Origin of the sequence: Streptomyces sp. R-74717, assembly GCF_047305335.1 — a bacterium.
Taxonomy (GTDB): domain Bacteria; phylum Actinomycetota; class Actinomycetes; order Streptomycetales; family Streptomycetaceae; genus Streptomyces; species Streptomyces atratus.
Window position 1 is genome coordinate 341696 of record NZ_CP102361.1, and the last position, 18154, is coordinate 359849.

At 68.7% G+C, this 18154-nt stretch carries 16 protein-coding genes and 3 pseudogenes; 16 read left to right on the top strand and 3 right to left on the bottom strand.

The features are described from left to right. Window positions 1-2: 2 nt before the first annotated feature. The 10 genes and pseudogenes from NRF20_RS01695 (at window position 3) to NRF20_RS01740 (ending at window position 10537) form a co-directional block, all read left to right on the top strand. Entirely contained in the window at window positions 3-1085 is a 1083-nt protein-coding gene (locus tag NRF20_RS01695) for a hypothetical protein (RefSeq protein ID WP_398634194.1), read from the top strand. 24 nt (window positions 1086-1109) lie between these two features. Further along, complete coding sequence (locus NRF20_RS01700; protein ID WP_398634193.1) at window positions 1110-1973, top strand: DUF3592 domain-containing protein; 864 nt, start codon at window positions 1110-1112, stop codon at window positions 1971-1973. Window positions 1974-2016: 43 nt separating this feature from the next. Then, window positions 2017-2343: a hypothetical protein gene (locus NRF20_RS01705; RefSeq protein WP_398634192.1), complete on the top strand. Its 327-nt coding sequence runs from the start codon at window positions 2017-2019 to the stop codon at window positions 2341-2343. Window positions 2344-3024: 681 nt separating this feature from the next. Continuing rightward, a pseudogene (locus tag NRF20_RS01710) lies at window positions 3025-3636 on the top strand (NlpC/P60 family protein). A gap of 270 nt (window positions 3637-3906) precedes the next feature. Continuing rightward, window positions 3907-4221, top strand: coding sequence for a hypothetical protein (locus tag NRF20_RS01715; protein WP_398634191.1), 315 nt, complete (start codon window positions 3907-3909; stop codon window positions 4219-4221). Window positions 4222-4457: 236 nt separating this feature from the next. Next, the gene (locus tag NRF20_RS01720; RefSeq protein WP_413751829.1) at window positions 4458-5501 is read left to right on the top strand and encodes a hypothetical protein; all 1044 of its coding nucleotides are present in this window, start codon (window positions 4458-4460) and stop codon (window positions 5499-5501) included. A 40-nt stretch (window positions 5502-5541) separates the two neighbouring features. Beyond that, window positions 5542-6552, top strand: coding sequence for a TauD/TfdA family dioxygenase (locus tag NRF20_RS01725; RefSeq protein ID WP_398634189.1), 1011 nt, complete (start codon window positions 5542-5544; stop codon window positions 6550-6552). A gap of 491 nt (window positions 6553-7043) precedes the next feature. Then, the gene (locus NRF20_RS01730; protein WP_398634188.1) at window positions 7044-7613 is read left to right on the top strand and encodes a GNAT family N-acetyltransferase; all 570 of its coding nucleotides are present in this window, start codon (window positions 7044-7046) and stop codon (window positions 7611-7613) included. A 49-nt stretch (window positions 7614-7662) separates the two neighbouring features. Continuing rightward, window positions 7663-9167 (top strand): annotated as a pseudogene (locus NRF20_RS01735) (IS1182 family transposase). 359 nt (window positions 9168-9526) lie between these two features. After that, on the top strand, window positions 9527-10537 hold the full coding sequence (locus NRF20_RS01740) for a hypothetical protein (RefSeq protein ID WP_413751830.1): 1011 nt from the start codon (window positions 9527-9529) through the stop codon (window positions 10535-10537). 778 nt (window positions 10538-11315) lie between these two features. Here the strand turns inward: NRF20_RS01740 and NRF20_RS01745 are convergent. After that, the gene (locus NRF20_RS01745) at window positions 11316-12545 is read right to left on the bottom strand and encodes a hypothetical protein (protein WP_398635123.1); all 1230 of its coding nucleotides are present in this window, start codon (window positions 12543-12545) and stop codon (window positions 11316-11318) included. Between the two features lie 366 nt (window positions 12546-12911). On the opposite strand from NRF20_RS01745, the gene NRF20_RS01750 reads away from it, so the two are divergent. From NRF20_RS01750 to NRF20_RS01760, 3 genes are all read left to right on the top strand, one after another. After that, entirely contained in the window at window positions 12912-13121 is a 210-nt protein-coding gene (locus NRF20_RS01750; RefSeq protein ID WP_398635124.1) for a hypothetical protein, read from the top strand. A 208-nt stretch (window positions 13122-13329) separates the two neighbouring features. After that, window positions 13330-13743, top strand: coding sequence for a hypothetical protein (locus NRF20_RS01755; protein ID WP_398635125.1), 414 nt, complete (start codon window positions 13330-13332; stop codon window positions 13741-13743). Between the two features lie 155 nt (window positions 13744-13898). Further along, window positions 13899-14954 carry a carbon-nitrogen hydrolase family protein gene (locus NRF20_RS01760; RefSeq protein WP_413751831.1) on the top strand — a complete coding sequence of 352 codons (1056 nt, stop codon included), beginning with the start codon at window positions 13899-13901 and terminating at the stop codon, window positions 14952-14954. Between the two features lie 116 nt (window positions 14955-15070). Here the strand turns inward: NRF20_RS01760 and NRF20_RS01765 are convergent. Then, window positions 15071-15173: pseudogene (locus NRF20_RS01765) on the bottom strand (IS5/IS1182 family transposase); the annotation flags it as partial. A gap of 2 nt (window positions 15174-15175) precedes the next feature. On the opposite strand from NRF20_RS01765, the gene NRF20_RS01770 reads away from it, so the two are divergent. After that, window positions 15176-15361, top strand: coding sequence for an IS3 family transposase (locus NRF20_RS01770; protein ID WP_398635127.1), 186 nt, complete (start codon window positions 15176-15178; stop codon window positions 15359-15361). A gap of 443 nt (window positions 15362-15804) precedes the next feature. Here the strand turns inward: NRF20_RS01770 and NRF20_RS01775 are convergent, their stop codons facing one another. Continuing rightward, window positions 15805-16458 carry a TetR/AcrR family transcriptional regulator gene (locus tag NRF20_RS01775; RefSeq protein WP_413751832.1) on the bottom strand — a complete coding sequence of 218 codons (654 nt, stop codon included), beginning with the start codon at window positions 16456-16458 and terminating at the stop codon, window positions 15805-15807. Window positions 16459-16714: 256 nt separating this feature from the next. Between NRF20_RS01775 and NRF20_RS01780 the strand changes: the two genes are divergently transcribed. Continuing rightward, the gene (locus NRF20_RS01780; RefSeq protein WP_413751833.1) at window positions 16715-17335 is read left to right on the top strand and encodes an SRPBCC family protein; all 621 of its coding nucleotides are present in this window, start codon (window positions 16715-16717) and stop codon (window positions 17333-17335) included. A gap of 176 nt (window positions 17336-17511) precedes the next feature. Continuing rightward, a complete protein-coding gene (locus tag NRF20_RS01785) occupies window positions 17512-18051 on the top strand; it encodes an NAD(P)H-dependent oxidoreductase (RefSeq protein WP_398635130.1) in 540 nt (179 codons plus the stop codon). The last annotated feature ends 103 nt before the right edge of the window (window positions 18052-18154 follow it).

Here is an 18154-nt window from a genome sequence, read left to right on the forward strand (position 1 = left end):
ACATGAAGATCACAGCGGGCGCGCCGCCCACGCACAGCACGCCTGCCGACCTCGCCCTGGGATTCCTGACGGGTGGTGTGATCGGGGCGTCGCTGACCGCCTTCATCAGCGGTTGCATCGTCGAGAAGGCGTCCCTGATTGTCCCGGGGCTCGTTCTGCCCGCGGCCTACGGTCTGCTCTTCTTCCTCTGCACCCTGCCGCGCCGCGCCCGTGAGGCGGCCGTCGTACCGCGTACGGCGCTCGCGGTGATCGAGAGTCTGGAGGCCGTCGGGGGTGAGACCAGCGACGTGCCGGTGCGGTTCGATCTGTCCGTCGCGCCGGACGACGCGCCCGCGTTCCGTGTCGAGATACGGCAGGACGTCAACCTCGTCGAGCTGCCCGAATACCGGCCGCGCGGGGTCCTGGTGGTGGAATATCCGCCGGACCGACCGTGGAAGACGCGGATCGTGAAGCGGCCGACGCCGCAGTGGGAGCAGCGGGCCGCCGTGGCCCAGGTGGACTCGGTGCCCGGTCCGGCCATGAAGAGCGATCCCACGGTGGGCTGTTTCGGTGGGCTCCTCACTCTCCTCGGGCTGCTGCTCGGCGCGGTCGCCGTGCTCCTGCTGTTCCGTGCCGACCTGTTCGACTCCCACGAGGGCGACAGCGGCGCCCCCGAGCCGTCCGTCTCCTCCTCGTCGTCCACGACCACCGTGACGTCGGCGACGGGCACGGTTACCCTTGGTCCGGGCCAGTCGATGCTCAACGAGGGCGAACTACGCAAGGCCGTCGAGTCGTTGACGCAGGGCGCGGACAAGCGTCAGGCGCTCACTGTGGTCGTGCAGGACCGCCTGCTGACGGTCGTCTTCTCCCCCACCGGCGTGAAGACCGCCGGGTTCGACCCGAGATCCTTGCCCTACGACCGCGTCCCCGCGCTCGTCGAGGAGGCCAGGACCGCCCTCGGCATCAACGCCCCGCAGAGCTGGCAGCTGACCGCCGACAGAGTCACCGGCTCGCTCACGCTCCGTGTCATGGTGACCGGCGGCGTGGGCACGGGAACGCTGGAGGCGGACGGGCAGGGCAAAGTACTGCGGCGCAGCGGCAGTTGACCGGATCGGCAGGAGGAGGGGCGCATGGGGTGGGACGAGTTTCTGGTGCTGTGGTGTGGGGTGTGGGGTGTGGTGGCGTTGGTCGGGTTCGTCCGGTCGCTGGCCGGGGTGACCAAGGCGCAGCGGACGGTCCGGCTCACTGGGCGGATCGAGCGGGTGCGGGAGCCCCGGCACGGCGGGTCCCGGAAGGGCGGGATATCGGTGGTCGTCTCCTACCGCGACCCGGCCTCGGGTCAGGAGGTCATCGTGACGAACGACGGTGAGCGGGGCGATACGATCATCACCTGTGCGTGGGAGGGCCGGGAGATCGGGGTCAGCCACCCGCGAGGCAGACCGCACGCCTACCGGTTCTCCAACACACCGCAGGAACCCAGTCGTGGGCTGGGCTGGCCAAGTTTCGCGGTCTTCCTGGTCTACGTCGGGCTGGTGGTTCTCGCCGCGGTCGGCTGGGGGTGGCCGTGGGCGCTGATCGGCTTCGGCGGGCCGTGGGCGGTCTCCGGCGCCGTTCATCTGCCCGGGGCGGTACGCGCCAAGAACCGCCGCATCGAGCAACTGGCTGCGATGGACACCGTCCAGGGACGGGTCGTCGCGGTCCTGAAGGACGTCAGCGTCGACGACGACGGCCACACCTCGACCACCATCACCCCGGTCGTGTCGTTCACCACCCGTGAGGGCACGGCCGTCACGGCCTACTGCACGTCGAACCTCCCGGACCCCGCCGGCGCGTACGGCCGTGACGTCACGGTTCACTACACGTCCGCCGACCCGGCCGATTTCACGCTGGACCGCGCGGCCGATCACCGCTCGAAGGAGCGGGACGTGATGTTCCACGTCCTGGCGATCGTCGTGCTCGTGGCGACGGCCGTGGTCGGAGTGACGATGCTCTGAGGCCCAGGAGGGGCCATGGACCAGGTGGGTTACCTTCTCCCCAATGGAACCGTTCACGTTCGACTACGAGAACCTGCATGCGCGTGTGGACCGGGGGGTGTTGGAGCTGTTCAACCTGGACAGTTCGGCGCACACGTTCCGTGTCCCGCTGCGCTGGCTCGGGGTGTCGCTGCACTACAAGAAGCCAGACCGGCCCGGCACACTGTACTTCGGCGTGGTCCGTGATCCGCAGGCCGCCCTTTACAACACCGACCGCCTCGCCTTCCGGTACTCGACCTCGCCCGCGTTCCAAGTACCGCCCGGCGACGAACCGTTGTTCCGCGCCTACTTGACCGAGGTGGCGCGGCTCGCCGACCGGTCGGTGGTCTGATGTGGAACCGGTGGTCTTCGAGCACGACACCGTGCACATGCGGGTCGGCCACGCAATCTTCGAGGTGTTCCGGCGCAACCGCGTCATCGGATCGTACCGGCCCCCTCCGCACTGGGTCGAGGTCCGCGCGGAGACCCGCAGGGGCGGTGTGACCCGGCTGCAGGTCCGCCGGGCGAGCTCACCGGCCTTCGCTTCCCGTACCGCGTACGGTGGGCCCATCTGCCGCGCACGATCCGGCACGGCGGATGGACGCGCCGGCCGGGGCAGCGCGGCGGTGAGCATCTCGTGCAGCCGCCCCGCCTGTGCCGAGCAGCGTCTGCCATCCGCAACCACTGCACCCAGCCACAGCCAGGCCCAGCGGTTGAGATGATCAGACCCGCGGGGTCTCTGCACCAGGTGCGTGAGCTGCCGATTCAACCTTCTGCGCCCGGAGTTCCCTGACCTCAGCCTGAAGGTCGGTGAGTTGGCGGTGAAGTGCCTGAATCGCCACGATCGCGACGCCGTTGGCATCGGTGCAGCAGATCGTCTTGTGTGCCGCGCTCGTGGACCGACGACACCGACCGGTGCCGGCCCGCGGCATCCCGAGCGGCTTGGCTTTCGCGACCAAGCCCCAGTTGCCTGCCCGGATGGTGACGAGGGCACTGGACGCGGGGACGCCCGCCCGCAGTTCCCATTAATCTGATGCTACGGCTTCAGGACGTCTTCCAGGACCCGCACAACGTGTTCGACGCCGCGCTCGGGACCGCCGTCTACCTGTGCGGCACGGGCAGCACCGACCTGTCCCGGACCGACCAGCTCCGCAAGGCGGTCTACCGCTACAACCACTCCGAGGCGTATGTGGACGACGTCACCGGCTACATCACCGAATACGACCGCCTCCCCGCCGCGGGAGACAGCACGGGGACGGCGACCGGGCGGGCCAGCGCCGTCGTCAACGCCGCCCTGGCGCAGCGGGGTACCCCCTACGTCTGGGGCGGCGGCAGCACCACGGGCCCCTCCAAGGGCGGGTACGACTGCTCCGGCCTCATGTTCTACGCCTTCTACCAAGGCGCAGGGATCATGCTCCCCCGCACCTCCCAGCAGATGCGGCACTCCGGAACCTGAGTCCCCCGCTCCGATATCCAGCCCGGCGACCTCATCGTCATCAACAACGACGGCAATTGGGGCCACGTCGGTCTCTACGCCGGCAACGGCTCCATGATCCACGCACCCCGGCCGGGAAAGACCGTGGAAACCACGCCCACGGCCGGCTACTGGACCCGGTACGACTGGGACGTACGCCGAGTGCTGTGAAGCCGCTGTAGGTTCCGATTCCAGATGTCGTTGTCCGAGCAATCTGTCCGCGACTTGTCGGTTTGGAGTCGCCGTTGGAGGCATTACCTCCGCATACCAGCTCCGCCGTCGCCTGGACGTCCTGCCGCATCGGCAGGCTGCCCCTGGTCAGAGGGCCGCACCGGCACTCAGCCCGACGCCCGCCTTCTGTGCCGACGCCGACAAGTGGCCGGACGGTCCAAAGATCCGCTCTCCCCGTCAGGGGTCAACGTGCAAGAAGAGGAGTACACCATGGTGACCTCCACCGGGTGGCGCCTGCGGAAGCTCATTCAGCGGGTCCGCACGCGACGCCTTCAGTCGAGCAGCCTGACCCGCCACCGCGTCCCCGCCGTCAATATTCCGATCTTGGTAGACACCACGGGACGCGTCATGTTCCCAGCGCACGACGTGACCCGCGCCCTGCGTGGTATCGCCGCGCTTTTCCGCGAGCACCCCGAGCTGTCCGCCGCTGACGGTCTGGACCAGGTCGCTGACCAATGGGACATGGCCGTGCTCACCCTCAACGATCTCCGAGGTGACGGAAGGAAGGACGAGAATGAGCCGTGAGCGCCCATGCCGGGCCTTGGTACTGGTGAGCTCGGACCGGAGTCCGCAGGGCATGCCGGGCCCGCCGCCGCGGACCTCTCCGGCCAACTCCAGCGCACCGCACAGGAATGGTCTTGCAGATCAGGTTTCGTGTGGAGTGTTCTTGGCGAAGTACTTCAACCATGGGCTTATCGCCGGTTGCCGGTCATCCTGCTGTCGCTGTCTTCCGTGAGCCCCGAGGCGGGCGGCCCGTCCCGGTGCTGGGCCCACGGGTCGATGCTGAGGCGAAGCGCGCCGCGCGCGTGCTGGCCGGGTTGGCGACCCATGCCAGACCTGTCGAGCGGACCGTCGCGCTGCGGCAGGCCGCTTCGGCTGCCGGTGAGTTGGCGACCGCGCTGTCGGATCTGGCTCCGGCCGTGGCCGGTGAGGGACTGCCGGCGGAGTCGATCAGTCAGTCCTTCTTCCGGGTCCGTGAGGGGGAGCTGTCGGATCAGCAGGCCGCCCTGCACGGTGTCCTGGTCATCCACCGCGGTCTGGAAGATCTGTGTGATGCTCCGCTGTCGGGTTCCGACCTGGCGCTGGAGGTGACCGGGATGCGGCAGTCGGTGCTCGACCTCACCGGCGCAGCGCCGGGCGCAGACCCTGACTCCGCCTCGCCGTTGGCCGTCCCCGAGCCTGCTGCGGGGGCGTCGTTGGAGAGTGTGTGGAGTGCTCGGTGGCTCATCGGGCACCAGGTCCATGTCCTGTTCAACGTTTGCGCCGCGGTCGCCGTGGCCGACGCCACCCGCTATCTGCGGCTCGGCGACGTCGATGCCGCGCTGCTGCGGCTGGCAGATGCGACGGTGTACGTGCGGGGCTTCCCGGCGGCCATGACCCACGCCAGTACGATCCCGGCCGACTACTACATGGCGGCGATACGCCACACCATGGCGCCTCCGTCGGTGGACATCCCTTTGAGCGGGCGCCAACATCGCGGATACAAGCTGTTCCGGGCGGCGATGAAGGACCTGCTGTCCGTGGTTCCCGACTCCTACGAGCACTTGGCAGCCCGCGCCCCGGAGCTGGCCGAGGCACGGGGTGCTCTCCTGGAAGCCGACATCGTGGACGGTGAACGGCATGTCACCCTCGCGTACTCGATGGTGCATCTGCGTCGTTCCATCGCTCAGAAACCCGAAGGCCCCGACAACGCCGTCGCCGAACTACGGCTCATGCGCCATCGCCGCGCGGCCCAGTACGCCTCCCTGATCCGGTTCGGGGACCACTACATCGCCGACGCCGTGGCCGGCCTGCGCCACTCGTGAGTCCGTGCGTCCGCCGCCCACCCCCCGGCAGGAGACCCTGATGCCCGAGACGACGCCCGGCACCATTCAAAGCCCTGCCGTCGCCGCCGACTGGGCACTTGACCCGGCCGATGCCGGCGCGTGCGAGCGGCTGGCCCGCACCCTGTGCACCCGCGGGCACGACCAGGTCGACAACCCCGAGTGGGTGGCACGGGCCCGGGACGCCTGGGAAGACCTTCCGCTACTGCTGCGCCGTGAGGTGCGCCGGTTCCGAAGGCACTCCGGCCCGCACGGCACATTGGTGATCGGCGGCCTGCCCGTCGACCAGGCGGCCCTGCCCGCGACACCGACCGTACCCGGCTCGGTCCAGCGCCAGGCCAGCGTCTCAGCCGCGGTGCTCACCATGGTGGCCTGCGGGCTCGGCGAGCCTCTCGCCTACCTGGCGGAGAAATCCGGTGCCCTCGTGCAGGACGTCGTGCCCGTGCCCGGGCAGGAGACCTTCCACGGCAACGCCGGATCGGTGCCACTGTCCTTCCACACCGAGAACGGCTTCCACCCCCACCCACCCGACTATGTGATCTTCCTGTGCCTGCGCGCCGACCACGACCAGATCGCCGGCATGCGCATCGCCGGCATCCGCCAAGCACTGCCGCTCCTCACCCCAGCCAGCCGCCAGGCCCTGTTCGCACCGGAGTTCATCACCACACCACCACCCTCCTTCGGCCCCGCCACTGCCTCGACTGAACCCGATGTCAAGCCCCGACCGGTACTGTCGGGAGCAGCCGAGGATCCCGACATACGCATGGCCCAACTCGTCACCACCCCGCTCACCCCTCGGGCCGCAGCGGCGCTGACCGAATTCGGCCGCGCCTGCGAGGCGACCGCCCGCACCTTGCGCCTGACACCCGGAGACCTGGTCATCATCGACAACCGCGTCACCGTCCACGGCCGCACCGCCTTCCACCCCCGTTACGACGGAGCAGACCGCTGGCTGCAACGCACCTACGTCACCACCGACCTGCGCCGCTTCCGCGACCACCGCCCCCACGACGGCCACATACTCGCCCGCTGACCAGCGTCCAGTTCCACGGGTAGGTGTTCACGAGCGCGGTGAATGTCTTCACCGCGTTCTCCCGGCCTTCCACGGTCGTGCGGCCAGGTTCCCGCGCCAGCTGCTGATTGGCGAACCCGGTCAGCATCGCCGTGAAGACCTGTTCCTCCGGCCGCAGCAAAGTGACCCCATCCACCAGAAGCAGTCTCGCCGCCCCTGGTATCGAACCGTTGAACCCCACTGATCCACCACTCTCTGTTACTCGCATCAGATGCGAGAAAACCGCATCCTCTGCGAGCTTCCAGAGAACCCGCAGGTCAGCCCCTTGGGTGAGTGGCATCAAGGCCCTGTCGGCCGCTAGGAGCGTGGGTCAGTAAACAACTCCTGGAATGCCGCGCCTCGTGGTGGAGTGGGGCTGTCGGGCGCTGCTGTTGAAAAGGCGTGGCTGCCCGTCAGTCGTGATGCGACAATCAGTCCGCATCTTGATCCAAATCCGCGTTCCGGAGGTCCGCATGGACATCGCCTCGCTGCTGCCGATGACCACGCCCCGGTTGTCGCTGCGTCTGTTCACTCCCGGCGACGTCGACGACCTGTACGCCTACCAGAGCCTGCCGAGCGTGGCGCGCTACTTGTACCGGCCGGCGCACACGCGGGAGCGCAGCGAGCAGGTTGCGGCCGAGCGCGCGGCGCACTCGGTTTGGTGCGCCGACGGGGACAAGCTGGCGCTTGCTGTGTGCCGACGCGATGAGCCCGGCGTCGTTGGCGAGGTGACGCTCACCCTGGCCAATGCCCGCGCCGCCCAGGCCGAGATCGGCTGGACTCTCGACCCACGTCACGAGGGGCACGGCTATGCGACCGAGGCGGCCGTGGCGCTGGCCGGGTTTGCCTTCGACAGGCTGGGCGTGCACCGGCTCTACGCACGGCTGGATGTGGAGAACACCGGGTCTGTGCGGGTCTGTGAGCGCCTCGGGATGCGTCGGGAGGCGCGCCTGGTCGAGAACGACCTCGACGGGGATCGCTGGGGCAGCGAGTACATCTACGCGGCGCTGGCCGCGGACATGGGCGGTCAATCAGGCAGTTGAGCCCGACGCCGCCTCGTGTTCGTGGTCTTCCATATGGAAGAATCCTGGTATGTCTGGTGGGGATGGCCTGTTCGAGGTGGATACGGCGGCGGTGGTGGAGCCGCAGACCGCGCCGACGGTGCCGGTGAAGAAGACGTTCCGGGTGTTCGTCCCCGATCAGATGATGTTGCTGCCGCCGTCGCTGGATGAGTGGTTGCCGCAGGACCATCTGGCGCGGTTCGTCGCCGAGTTGGTCGACGAGGTCCTGGACCTGGCCCCGATCCTGGCGGCCTACACCGAGAAGCGCGGGTTCCCGCCGTATGACCCGCGTCTGATGGTCCGGCTGCTGATCTACGGCTACACAACCGGGGTGCGCTCGTCGCGGGCGATCGAGCGCAGGTGCGTGGACGATGTGGCGTTCCGCTACCTGGCCGCCGGGGCCGGCCCGGATTACCGGTCGATATCCAGGTTCCGGGCCCGGCACCTGGACGCCCTGGCCGGGATCTTCACCCAGTCGCTGCACCTGGCGCAGAGGCTGGGCATGGTGAAGATGGACAGGGTGGCGTTGGACGGCACGAAGCTTGAGGCCAATGCCTCAAAGCACAAGGCGATGAGCTACGCCCGCTTGGTCGACAAGGAGCAGCACGTCGAGGCGGAGATTGCAGAACTCGAAGCCGCTGCGGCAGCGCTGCTGGCCGACGCGGCCGCCGTCGACGCCGCCGAGGATGAGAAGTTCGGCCGCGGTGGCAAGGACACCGATCTGCCCGGCGAGCTGGACCGGCGGGAGAAGCGCCTGGCGAAGATGCAGGCCGCTCGCGCGCAGATCGAGGCCGAGGCCGCCGAGCGGGCTCGGCGCCACGCCGAGGACAAGGAACGCCGACGCCAGGGGCGGTCCGGTGCCGGCGACAATCCCGACGCTGTGCAGGCCGCCGGAGACAAGGCCGCCGAGGTTGCGCGGCCGATGGACAAGGCGCAGGCCAACTTCACCGACCCGGACTCCCGGATCATGAAGAACAGCGACGGGGCCTACATCCAGGCCTACAACGCCCAGGCCGTCGTGGACGGCGCGCACCAGATCATCACCGCCGCCGATGTGACGACGAACCCCTCGGACGTGCTGAACTACACCATGATGCTCGACCAGTCCGCCGCGAACACCGGTATCCATCCCAAGCAGGCGCTGGTCGACGCAGGGTACTGCTCCGAGGCGAACCTCGCGGCCGCGGCCGACCGCAAGGAAGAGCACGGCACCGACACGTTCATGGCCACCGGTCGTCTGACCCACGACGAGCAGGTCAGCGCCGCACCGCGCGGACGCATCCCACAGGACGCCACGGCCCGTGAGCGCATGGCCCGCAAGCTGCGGACCAAACCCGGCCGCGCCGCCTACAGCCGCCGCAAGGCCATCGTCGAACCCGTATTCGGCCAGATTATGACCTGCCAGGATGGCCGTGAACTGCTGCTGCGCGGTGAGAACGGGGCCGTGGCGAATGGCGACTGCTGGCGGCCTGCCACAACCTCCGCAAGATCTTCCGGCACGCCGGAACCGCCGGGCTGGCCGCCGCCCGAGCCTGACGGCTCGGCCGGAGCCCCCTGAACAACGGCCCACCGAGCCCACCACTGCGGCACCAGGCCCGAACAAACGGCCGCGACCGGCCATCAGCCGATCCAAAACCGCTCGTCGGCTGGGCCATTACCGACCCACGCTCCTAGCTGCGGGTTTCCGAGGCGTTCAGGCTCGTAGGCCCCCAACGAGGTGGCGAATTCGAGGGGCTGTTGTCGTACGCGGGTCAGGCAGCCGAGGACCGTGCGGCCGGGCGCGGAAGCGCCCGGCCGGCCCAACGGGACTCGGCATGCGGACTGTCTGCGGAGAAATAACCGCGGCGGGACCGATACTTCCCCGGAGATCGACCGACCAAGCTTCAGGAGCAGCCATGAGCCTCAAGCGTCTGGGAGCCGGCCGGGGCCGGATGTCACTCGTCGTCCTCGCGGCCTGCGCCCTCGCATTCGGGGGCGCAATCCCGGAATCCTCCAGCGCGGCGGCGGACGGAAAGCCCCGCTGCATCTCCACGCCGCGTGCGTACCGAGCCGCATGGGACGCGCGGCAGGTCAGGTGCGTCTCGCCGTCGCTGTTCGGGACCACGCACGCCCGCGGCAGCGCTTCGCCGTACCCCCGTGGCTTCTGGTACGCGCGGGCGGGCTCCAACACCAATCTTGAGCGCTTCCTGGAGTTGCGCAGGACGTACGGCGACACCCCGCCGAAGGTCGGCATCGGCATCCTGTCGTACGTCGGCTATCCGGGCCTCAACACCTGGGACACGCCCACGGACCTCGCCGTCTACACCCTCTCGCCCGGCGTACGGGCTCAGGTGCCAGCCTTCGAGACATGGTTCCGGCTGCTCGACGAGGAGTTCGGCAACACGGGGGCGTATCCGCTCGCGGCCCAGACCCGGCTTGCCTACGTGTACTCCCGGCTCGGCCCGCGCCAGGACGTCGTCGACGCGTTCCAGGCGGTGACCGGCTGCCGCAGGACCGCCTTGCTCAACGGAAAGGACGTGTCGGCGAAGATCGGCTGCAACGCGGCGTTTCTCGGGGCACTGGCGGCCGCCGGCCCCTCTCCCTACGCCACGGGCGAGTCGAAGTCGTGCTTCCGGAACTTCGCGGCGCGGTACAAGGGTCCGAAGACCGCCGCCGCACTGCGCGGCGTGCTGTACCAGTGTCAGGACGTGGGGTTCCTCAATACCGGTGTCGGACTCGGCTACAACACGTACGCGAATCCCTTCGTCTGCAAGCCGGCCCGCGAGCAGTCGGTGCTCCAGAAGTACACTGGCAGGGAGTTCATCCTTCCCAACACGGCGTTCGACAGGCTCCCGAGCCATGTCGACATCGAACTGGAACTGGGCAAGCCCTCCCAGCGTCGCTTCCTGAACAGCGGCTACTGCTGAAACAAGGTCACAGACCGTCCAGCGCGCCCCGTAGATCCCCCGGTTCGCGGCTTCTGGTCCTCGTCGTCCAGGAGGAAGAACCGCTCCAGCTCGGGTCTCGTCGGATCCTCAGCGAACTTCCCACACACCTCGGCCTTTCAGTCGGGAATTCCACGGGCAAGCGGCGGACGGTAGTCACCCCCGCCAGTGATCAAGGATCTTCGGGTGAACCCCCGCACACGGCCGAGCGCCTGTGCTAGACGACCGTGATCAAGTGCTTAGCGCCAACGGCTGTACCGCTGGTCCCCACGGCCGATGCCGTCCGCCAGCGGCCCGGCTCAGGATTCCGACAGACCGACTGGACGAATCCGCCGACAAACCGTCTGGACAGCCACGCGGGAACCCAGGTCAGCGGCTCGCCGGACGACAAGTCAGATCGGAACCTACACGGCTGTAGGTTCCGATTCGAGTTGTCACTGTCCGAGCATTCTGTCGGCGGGCTGCGGCTTCTTGCATCCTGTGGTTACCCAAGCAGCCCGCGCCTTCGTGTCTGGCTACCGGCCGCCCAGAAGGCGTCGCAGAAGACCACGCAACCCGCCCCGCTGCACCTGGCGTTTCGACACCACGGCGGGCGGCGTGTACAGCATGTGCACGGGAGGCGGAGGGACGGCCGGTGTGGGCGGGACAGCGGGGCGTACGGGTTGGGAACCCGCTGCTGGCGGCCTGTTGTCGCGTGGAAACGCCGCTTGCCCTGATCGGCGGCGATCGGATCGTCGGTGTGGTCGGGCTCGGGGTGCTTCTAGGCGGCAAGGACGTCGTGCAGCTCGCGAACCGCGTTCTCCTCGCGGTGCTGGGCGGGGATCGAGTAGTACAGGTCCAGCGCGCGGTGGTGCACGAGTCCGGTGCGGTAAGCATCCGGGAGGGCGGCCAGGATGCCTACCGCACGCTGGCACGCCTGCTCGATATCGCCGTCGTGGTGGAAGCAGGCGGCCGCGTCGATGGCGAGCAGGGAGCGGGTCATGGTGCTGGTCGGCGCGGACAGTTCCAGCGCCCGCTGCTGGCTCTCGCGGGCTCGTGGGGTGTCGCCGAGTGCGGTGAGCGCGTGGGACAGGTGCACGTGGTGTTTCTGCTCGCCGTGAGTCAGCCACGTGTCGGCACGTGCGCTGGCGTCGAGCCGTTCCATGAGCATGTCGGCGGCCGTGAGCGCCTCGCGGGCTCGATCTGGCTGGTGAGACAGGGCGTAGGCGCGGGCGGCGACAGCGGCGGCCAGGGTCGCGGCGGCTGTCGGCCGATTCCCGGCGGTCTGCCGGGCCTGCTCGGCAAGGAGCGCGGCTGCCTGCGGGGCGCCGTAGTTGATCGGCACCATCGCTTCGCGGGCCAGGACCCACGCGTGCAGCTGTCGGTCGCCGGACTCCCGGGCGGCCTTGGAGGCGGTGGCGAACCACTTCCGGGCCTCCTTCCGGGCGCCGAGGTCGTGCAGCACGATCGCGATCATCCCTGACATCTGCCCGGCAGTGCGGCACACCCGGATGCGTGTGGCGACCGGCTGCGGGCTGTCGAGGAGGGGTCGGAGGTTGACGAAGTCGCTCGCGAGATCAGCCAGAACCCGAGTCGGGGGCTGGCCGTGATAGCCGTAGCCGTGCGCCTCGGCGGCCGTCTCCAGGTCGGACAGATCGGCCGGGGAGGTGTCGGCGGTGAGGGCGAGGTCCACCGGCTGGCGGGATTCGGTGAGGGCGGTGAGCGCCGTTGTGGTGAGGCCGGCTGCGAGTGCGCCGCGCAGCACCTGGCGGCGGTTCATTGGGTCGTCTCCATCGTCGGACTCCGGGTGCGGTCTCGGGGAGCTGTGCTCCCAGGGTCGCGCAGCAAGGCCCGGAAGGGCACCGGGAATCCGAAGCGCGTCCGCGACCCGCTCGATTGCGTCCAGCGTAGTCACCGTCGCCTCGCCGCGCGCGACCTTGGAGACCCGATCGGCTTTCATGCCGGACGTTTCACCGATCCGGTAGTAGCTGATCCCGTGTTCGCGGGCCATGGCGAAGACCGTCGTGAAGTCACGGGTCTGGACGGCATGGACGAGAGCCGGGAGGACCGCGATCCGCGGGGTGTGCTGTGGGGCCGGTGCTCGCAGTTGATCGGTCGGGACGGGTTGCCGTCTGGGCGCCCGCGGTGGCGGCTGATCCACCCCGCCAGGCAGCGCGAAACGATGACACGGCTTCACTGTCAGATCTGCGCAGGCCCTACCAGAACACCGGAGGGATATCCGTTTCTGGCACACGCCACCAAGGGCGTTCCGCGGCCTGGGGACATCCTCCGCACCTCGCAGCCCCCGGTCTGCCTGGCGCACCTGCGCGTCGCAGTTGAGCAGTGTCCGCACCTTCAGAAGGGCTACACCACCCTGATGGTGCGCAGCGCCCCCCTCTACGGGGTCATCGGCACGCCCTACCAGTGGACCCGTGACGGGATCGTGGCACTGGCCGGGAATGACACGCCCATTCCGTACCGAGCGTCAGAGCTGCGGTGGTTCCTGGCCTCACAGCTGGTCCGCTGCTTGCAGGACTTCACGGTCGTCGACCTGGACGACCTCACGGCGCTCGACTCGTATGCCTGAACGTCCTGGAGGCCCCATCTCCCGTCGCGCGTGGCAGGTGTCCACCCTTGTAGTCGCCATCACCCTGATCAATTACGCCGCAATGAAGCGGTGACGCGTGCCGCTCCTGTCCTCAACAGACTCCCGCCTCTCCACCGCTGCCGATGAGCACGGACGAAAGGCCGGCTCCAAGGCCCACCCGGCGTGAATCCGCAGAAAAGGACAGCACATGCCCGAGACCGTGAACGCTGACTCAGACCGCTTCATCGACCCACCGAAAGAGCTGGAAGACGACCTGGTCAAGGTCGGAAGCACGCTTCCCGCCTGGGACGTGGAGGGCGCCTTCCTGGCGGGTCCCACGATCGAGCAGTACCGGACCGCACTGGATTCGGCTCCGCTGTTCAACGAGATCCGGGGATCCCTTCTCGCGGCGCTCAACGGGGAGAAGGGCGGGTACGCCGTGGTACGTCTGGGGAACATCGCCCAGGCGCTGGGGGTCGGGGAGCAGTTCCTCCGCCTGGCCACGGCGATCCTCGCCGAAGTAGCGATCCCCTTCCAGCCCTTCCAGCGATGGCCGCTGTGGAAGGAGCTCGGGACCAACCTCAACGCCAACCCCGGCCTGTCCACCGGCACGGGGCCGTGATCACGGCGGCATCGATCCGGCACGGCGGCCATGGGCCCTTGCGCAGAGATGTCGTACATGCTCGGATCTTGTTCATCCGCATCCGGACCATGCACCCCGGACACCTCTCGGCGGCTGACCCCCGCCGGTGCACCCCGCCTCCGAGGAGGGCTCCGATGTCATCTCCCGCTTCCACGAAACGAACTGTCGCGGCGGTGCACGCCGCCCCGGTGTTCATGGATACCGAGGCGACCGTCGGCAAGGTCATCTCGTTCATCGAACAGGCCGGCCGGGAGGGCATCGATCTGCTGGTGTTCCCCGAGACCTTCGTGCCCGGTTACCCCTACTGGATCGAGGCGTACGCCCCGCTGGACCAGCAGGACGCCAACGCCGCCTACGCCGAGGCGTCCGTCGAGGTGCCCGGCCCGCAGATCGCCCGGGTCCGGGCCGCCTGTGCCCGCACCGGGGTCGGCACGGTCCTCGGTGTCAGCGAACGGCTCGCGGGCACCCGCACGTGTTTCAACAGCCAGGTCTTCATCGAACCCGACGGGACTCTCCTCGGCGTACACCGCAAGCTCCAGCCCACCTATGCCGAACGGATCGTGTGGGCTCAGGGCGGCGGCGCCACCCTCAGGGTCTTCGACAGCACGCTGGGCCGGATCGGCGGCCTGGCCTGCTGGGAACACACCATGAACCTGGCCCGGCAGTCCCTGATCACCCAGGGCCAGCAGATCCACGCCGCCGCATGGCCCGGTCTGTCCACCATGACCGGCTTCGAGGCCGTCGCCGACATCCAGATCGACGCCATGATGAAGACCCACGCGCTCACGGCCCAGACGTTCGTCATCTCCGCAGGAAACCCGGTGGATGAGACGTGCCTGCGGTGGATGGAGTCCACCATCGGACCGCAGAAGCACATCACCGCGGGCGGCGGCTGGTCTGCCGTGATCCACCCCTTCAACCAGTACCTCGCCGGCCCGCACACCGGCCCCGAGGAAAAGCTCGTCACCGCCGGGATCGACCTCGCCGACATCAACGCCGTCAAGGTCTGGGTCGACTCCCGCGGCCACTACGCGCGACCGGAGATCCTCGGCCTACGGGTCGACCGACGCCCGCTCTGGCACGACGAGGGACACCGCGAGTGGCCTGCCGCCCCGAGCGACAGCACCACCGTCCCAGCGACGGAAATAAACTGCCAGGATTCTCCGAAAACCCTTGGCCAAGGTTGCTGACCGTCCCGGCCTTGGTCGATACGTACGCGATCCGAGCGCGCGCCCCGAGGAGTTCGCTGCCGTCTGCGGCCGGGTGTGGGACGTTCTGATCCCGCCCGTTCCGGCTACCTGGCCGATCGTCTTGTCCGAGTCGTAGCCAGCGTCCAGTTGCACGGTCATGTCGTCGGGCAGCGGTCCCAGGTCGTCCAGGCGGTCCAGGGTCGGGGCAAGCAGCGGGGAGCGTGCTCAAGGTCGAGTACGTCCACCGGCACACGTTCGCCACCCGCACCGAGGCCCGGCTGCGGATCGCGACCTGGATCACCGGCTTCTACAACACACACCGACTACACAGCGTGTGTGGGTATCGGAGTCCGATCGACTACGAGCACGACCACCGGGCCAACCCCGCCTTGGAGCTGGCCGCTTAGAAGATCTCCACGGTTCGAGGGGATTGACAAGGAGAATCTCGCCAAGCATCGAGCAGCGAGAACCACGCTGTGATGTACACCGCCAGCAGGCGGGCACGTTGGGAGGACGTCCCGGCCACGCTGCGGATGTTGTCCAGCGTTCGCGTGCTCGGTGACCGCGTTGGCACGAAAGACATGGTCGTCCAGGCCGGCGAGCGGCTCGACCGGGGAAGGTGTAGGCGGGCGGGTGAGTGCCTGCCAGGATGCAGTCGGCCCGGGAGCCGCGAGTAGCGGCCGGTTCCCGGCCGAGCCCCCGGACGCCCCTTTTCCCAACGGCCCGATCACCGGGCGGCGCATCAGCGGCTCCGGGTCCGCCGCGTACCGCAGGAAGGCGCCTGCGCGTTCGGGTATCTCCGCGACGATGTCGACGTGAGCCGTCGACTCGACGCCGGAAGCGGGTGACGTCAAGCCTGCTGCGTGAGCAGGTCATCGAGTTCGGCTGCGAAGAGCAGGGCGGGGTCGAGGCCCATTCCGGTGAAGTGGCCCGCGAGTTCCAGGGACAGGACGCCGTGCAGTCGGGTCCAGAAGGTCAGGGCCTGGTGAAGCGCCGCGGGCGGGGCAGGGTGGCCGTCGGCCCAGTCCCGGTGTTCTTCCAGGTGGGCGCCGAACGGTGTCGTGGGACTATCCGGGGTGAGGGCCGCACAAGCGTCGAGCAGGGTGGCCATGATCTGAGCGGAGATCCTGGTGGTGTCCTCGGGAGCCTGGTAGCCGGGCACGGGGGTGCCGTAGATGAGGAAGTAGCGCTGGGGGTCCTCCAGGGCCCAGTCGCGCAGGGCGTGCGCCAGCCCGGTCACGTCGGCGCCGGCGGCGAAGGCCGTGCGGAAGGTGTCGGCGAGGCTTTGGTACGCGTCCCGGATGAGCTCGGTGATCAGTTCGTCGCGGCCGGCGAAGTAACGGTAGAGCGCGGGGCCGCTCACGCCCATCTGTTTGGCGACCGCGTTGAGGGAAAGCGCGGGCACTCCTGCCGCGGCGATCTGTTCCCAGGCGTGTTCCTTGATCTCCGCGCGGACCTGGGCGCGGTAGCGCTCCCGCGGGGTCTTCGGATCCGGCTTCCCCACGTCCCACCGCCTTCCCTGCTCACTCTGCTGCACCTTCAAGGTTTCGTTAGAAGCTATCACGCAACACCTTGCCCTCATCGCCTGCCAGTTATAACCTCTAACGAACATGCAAGCTTCTAGCTCATTCGGGGTGCGCCATGCGGCCGTCCCGCTCACCGCCCCGTCCGACGACAGACATCCGCCCGGCAGGCAGGGCGCACTCAACAGGCAGCTCCCGCCCGGCAACTGACAACTGACAACTGACAAGGGGAACACCATGCCCGGTATCCGCACCACCCTGTACACCGTCCCGCTCGCCTTCGCCGTCCTTGCCACCGCTGCCGCACCCGCCGGAGCCGCTCACCACCGCCCCGGCACGTCCCTCACCTGCCGCGGGGAAGGCGTCGACCCCGACGCGCGCGTTCGCCACAGGACCGAGACCTTGATCCACGCGCCGTTGCGCACCGTCTGGAAACTGCAGACGGACGTGGCACGCTGGCCGTCCTGGCAGGCCGCCGTCAAGACCGCGGAACGCCTCGACCACGGCCCCCTCCGGAAGGACTCGGCGTTCCGGTGGACGACCCCGATACCCCCCAACCCCGCGACTCCGGCGACCGAGCTGGAGATCACCTCGACCGTCGAGCAGCTCAGGCCCAGCTCCTGCATCCGCTGGACCGGCCCCGCGATCGGTGAAGGGCTGCGCATCGACGGCGTCCATGTATGGAACTTCACCGAGGTCGAGGGCGGCGTCCGCGTGAGCACCGAGGAAACCCACACCGGTGCCCAGGTCGACGCGGATGTGCCCACCGCGACGGAGATCCTCCGCCAGGGCCTCGAAGCATGGCTGCACGACCTGAAGACCGCCGCCGAGGCCCGCGCCAACGACCCGCGGAACTGAACGGGTGAACACATGCAGGCCTCCCGGGTACACGCCCCCGGAGGCCTGCCGGGTTCCACTTCGCCGCGAGGAAACCCCCGACCTCCACGACAGCTCGGTACCCCAGAGGTGTGTCCCGCCGTTGAGCCGCGTGCGGCTTCGTCCGGGGCACGGCCGTCTCGGACCGGGATCCCGGAGTGGAGACGGCACGAAGGGAGTTCCGGGTCATACAGATCGGCAAAGGCCGCCGTCATCCTGAACCCGGGCAGGACCCGGGGAGGGCCACCGTCGACGCCACCACCGAGACCGTCCCCGCCCTGCGCGAGGAGCTCATTGCCGAATTCGAGAAGGCCGACCTCGTCCTCATCGGCGCCCCCATGCACAACCTCACGATCCCGTCCGCCCCGAAGGCCTGGCTGGACCAGATCATCCTGGCAGGGCGGACCTTCGGCGAGGATATGGCACCGTCCGGCAAGCACGTCGCGGCCGCGGCCTCACGCGGCGGCTCCCACCACCCCGGCACGCCGCGGGCCGGCTTCGAATTCGACACCAACTACCCGGAGAAGGCACTGGACGGCGGGCCCGGCCTGCAGGTCGAGATCATCACGCACCAACTGACGATGCCCCCCGTCAACCCCGCCATGTCCGAACTAGTGCCGCTGGCCAAGGAATCGGCGCGGCAATCGCTGGAGCAGGCCGCCGAGTCCGCCCGGGAGCACGCCGCGCCCCTGCCCTGACACGACGAGCGCCGCACCGAGAAGCCACTCACTGACGGGTACGGCGCCCATCCCGACGAAGCCGGTACCGTTCGATGACGAGCCCCCGCACTGTTCACCCACC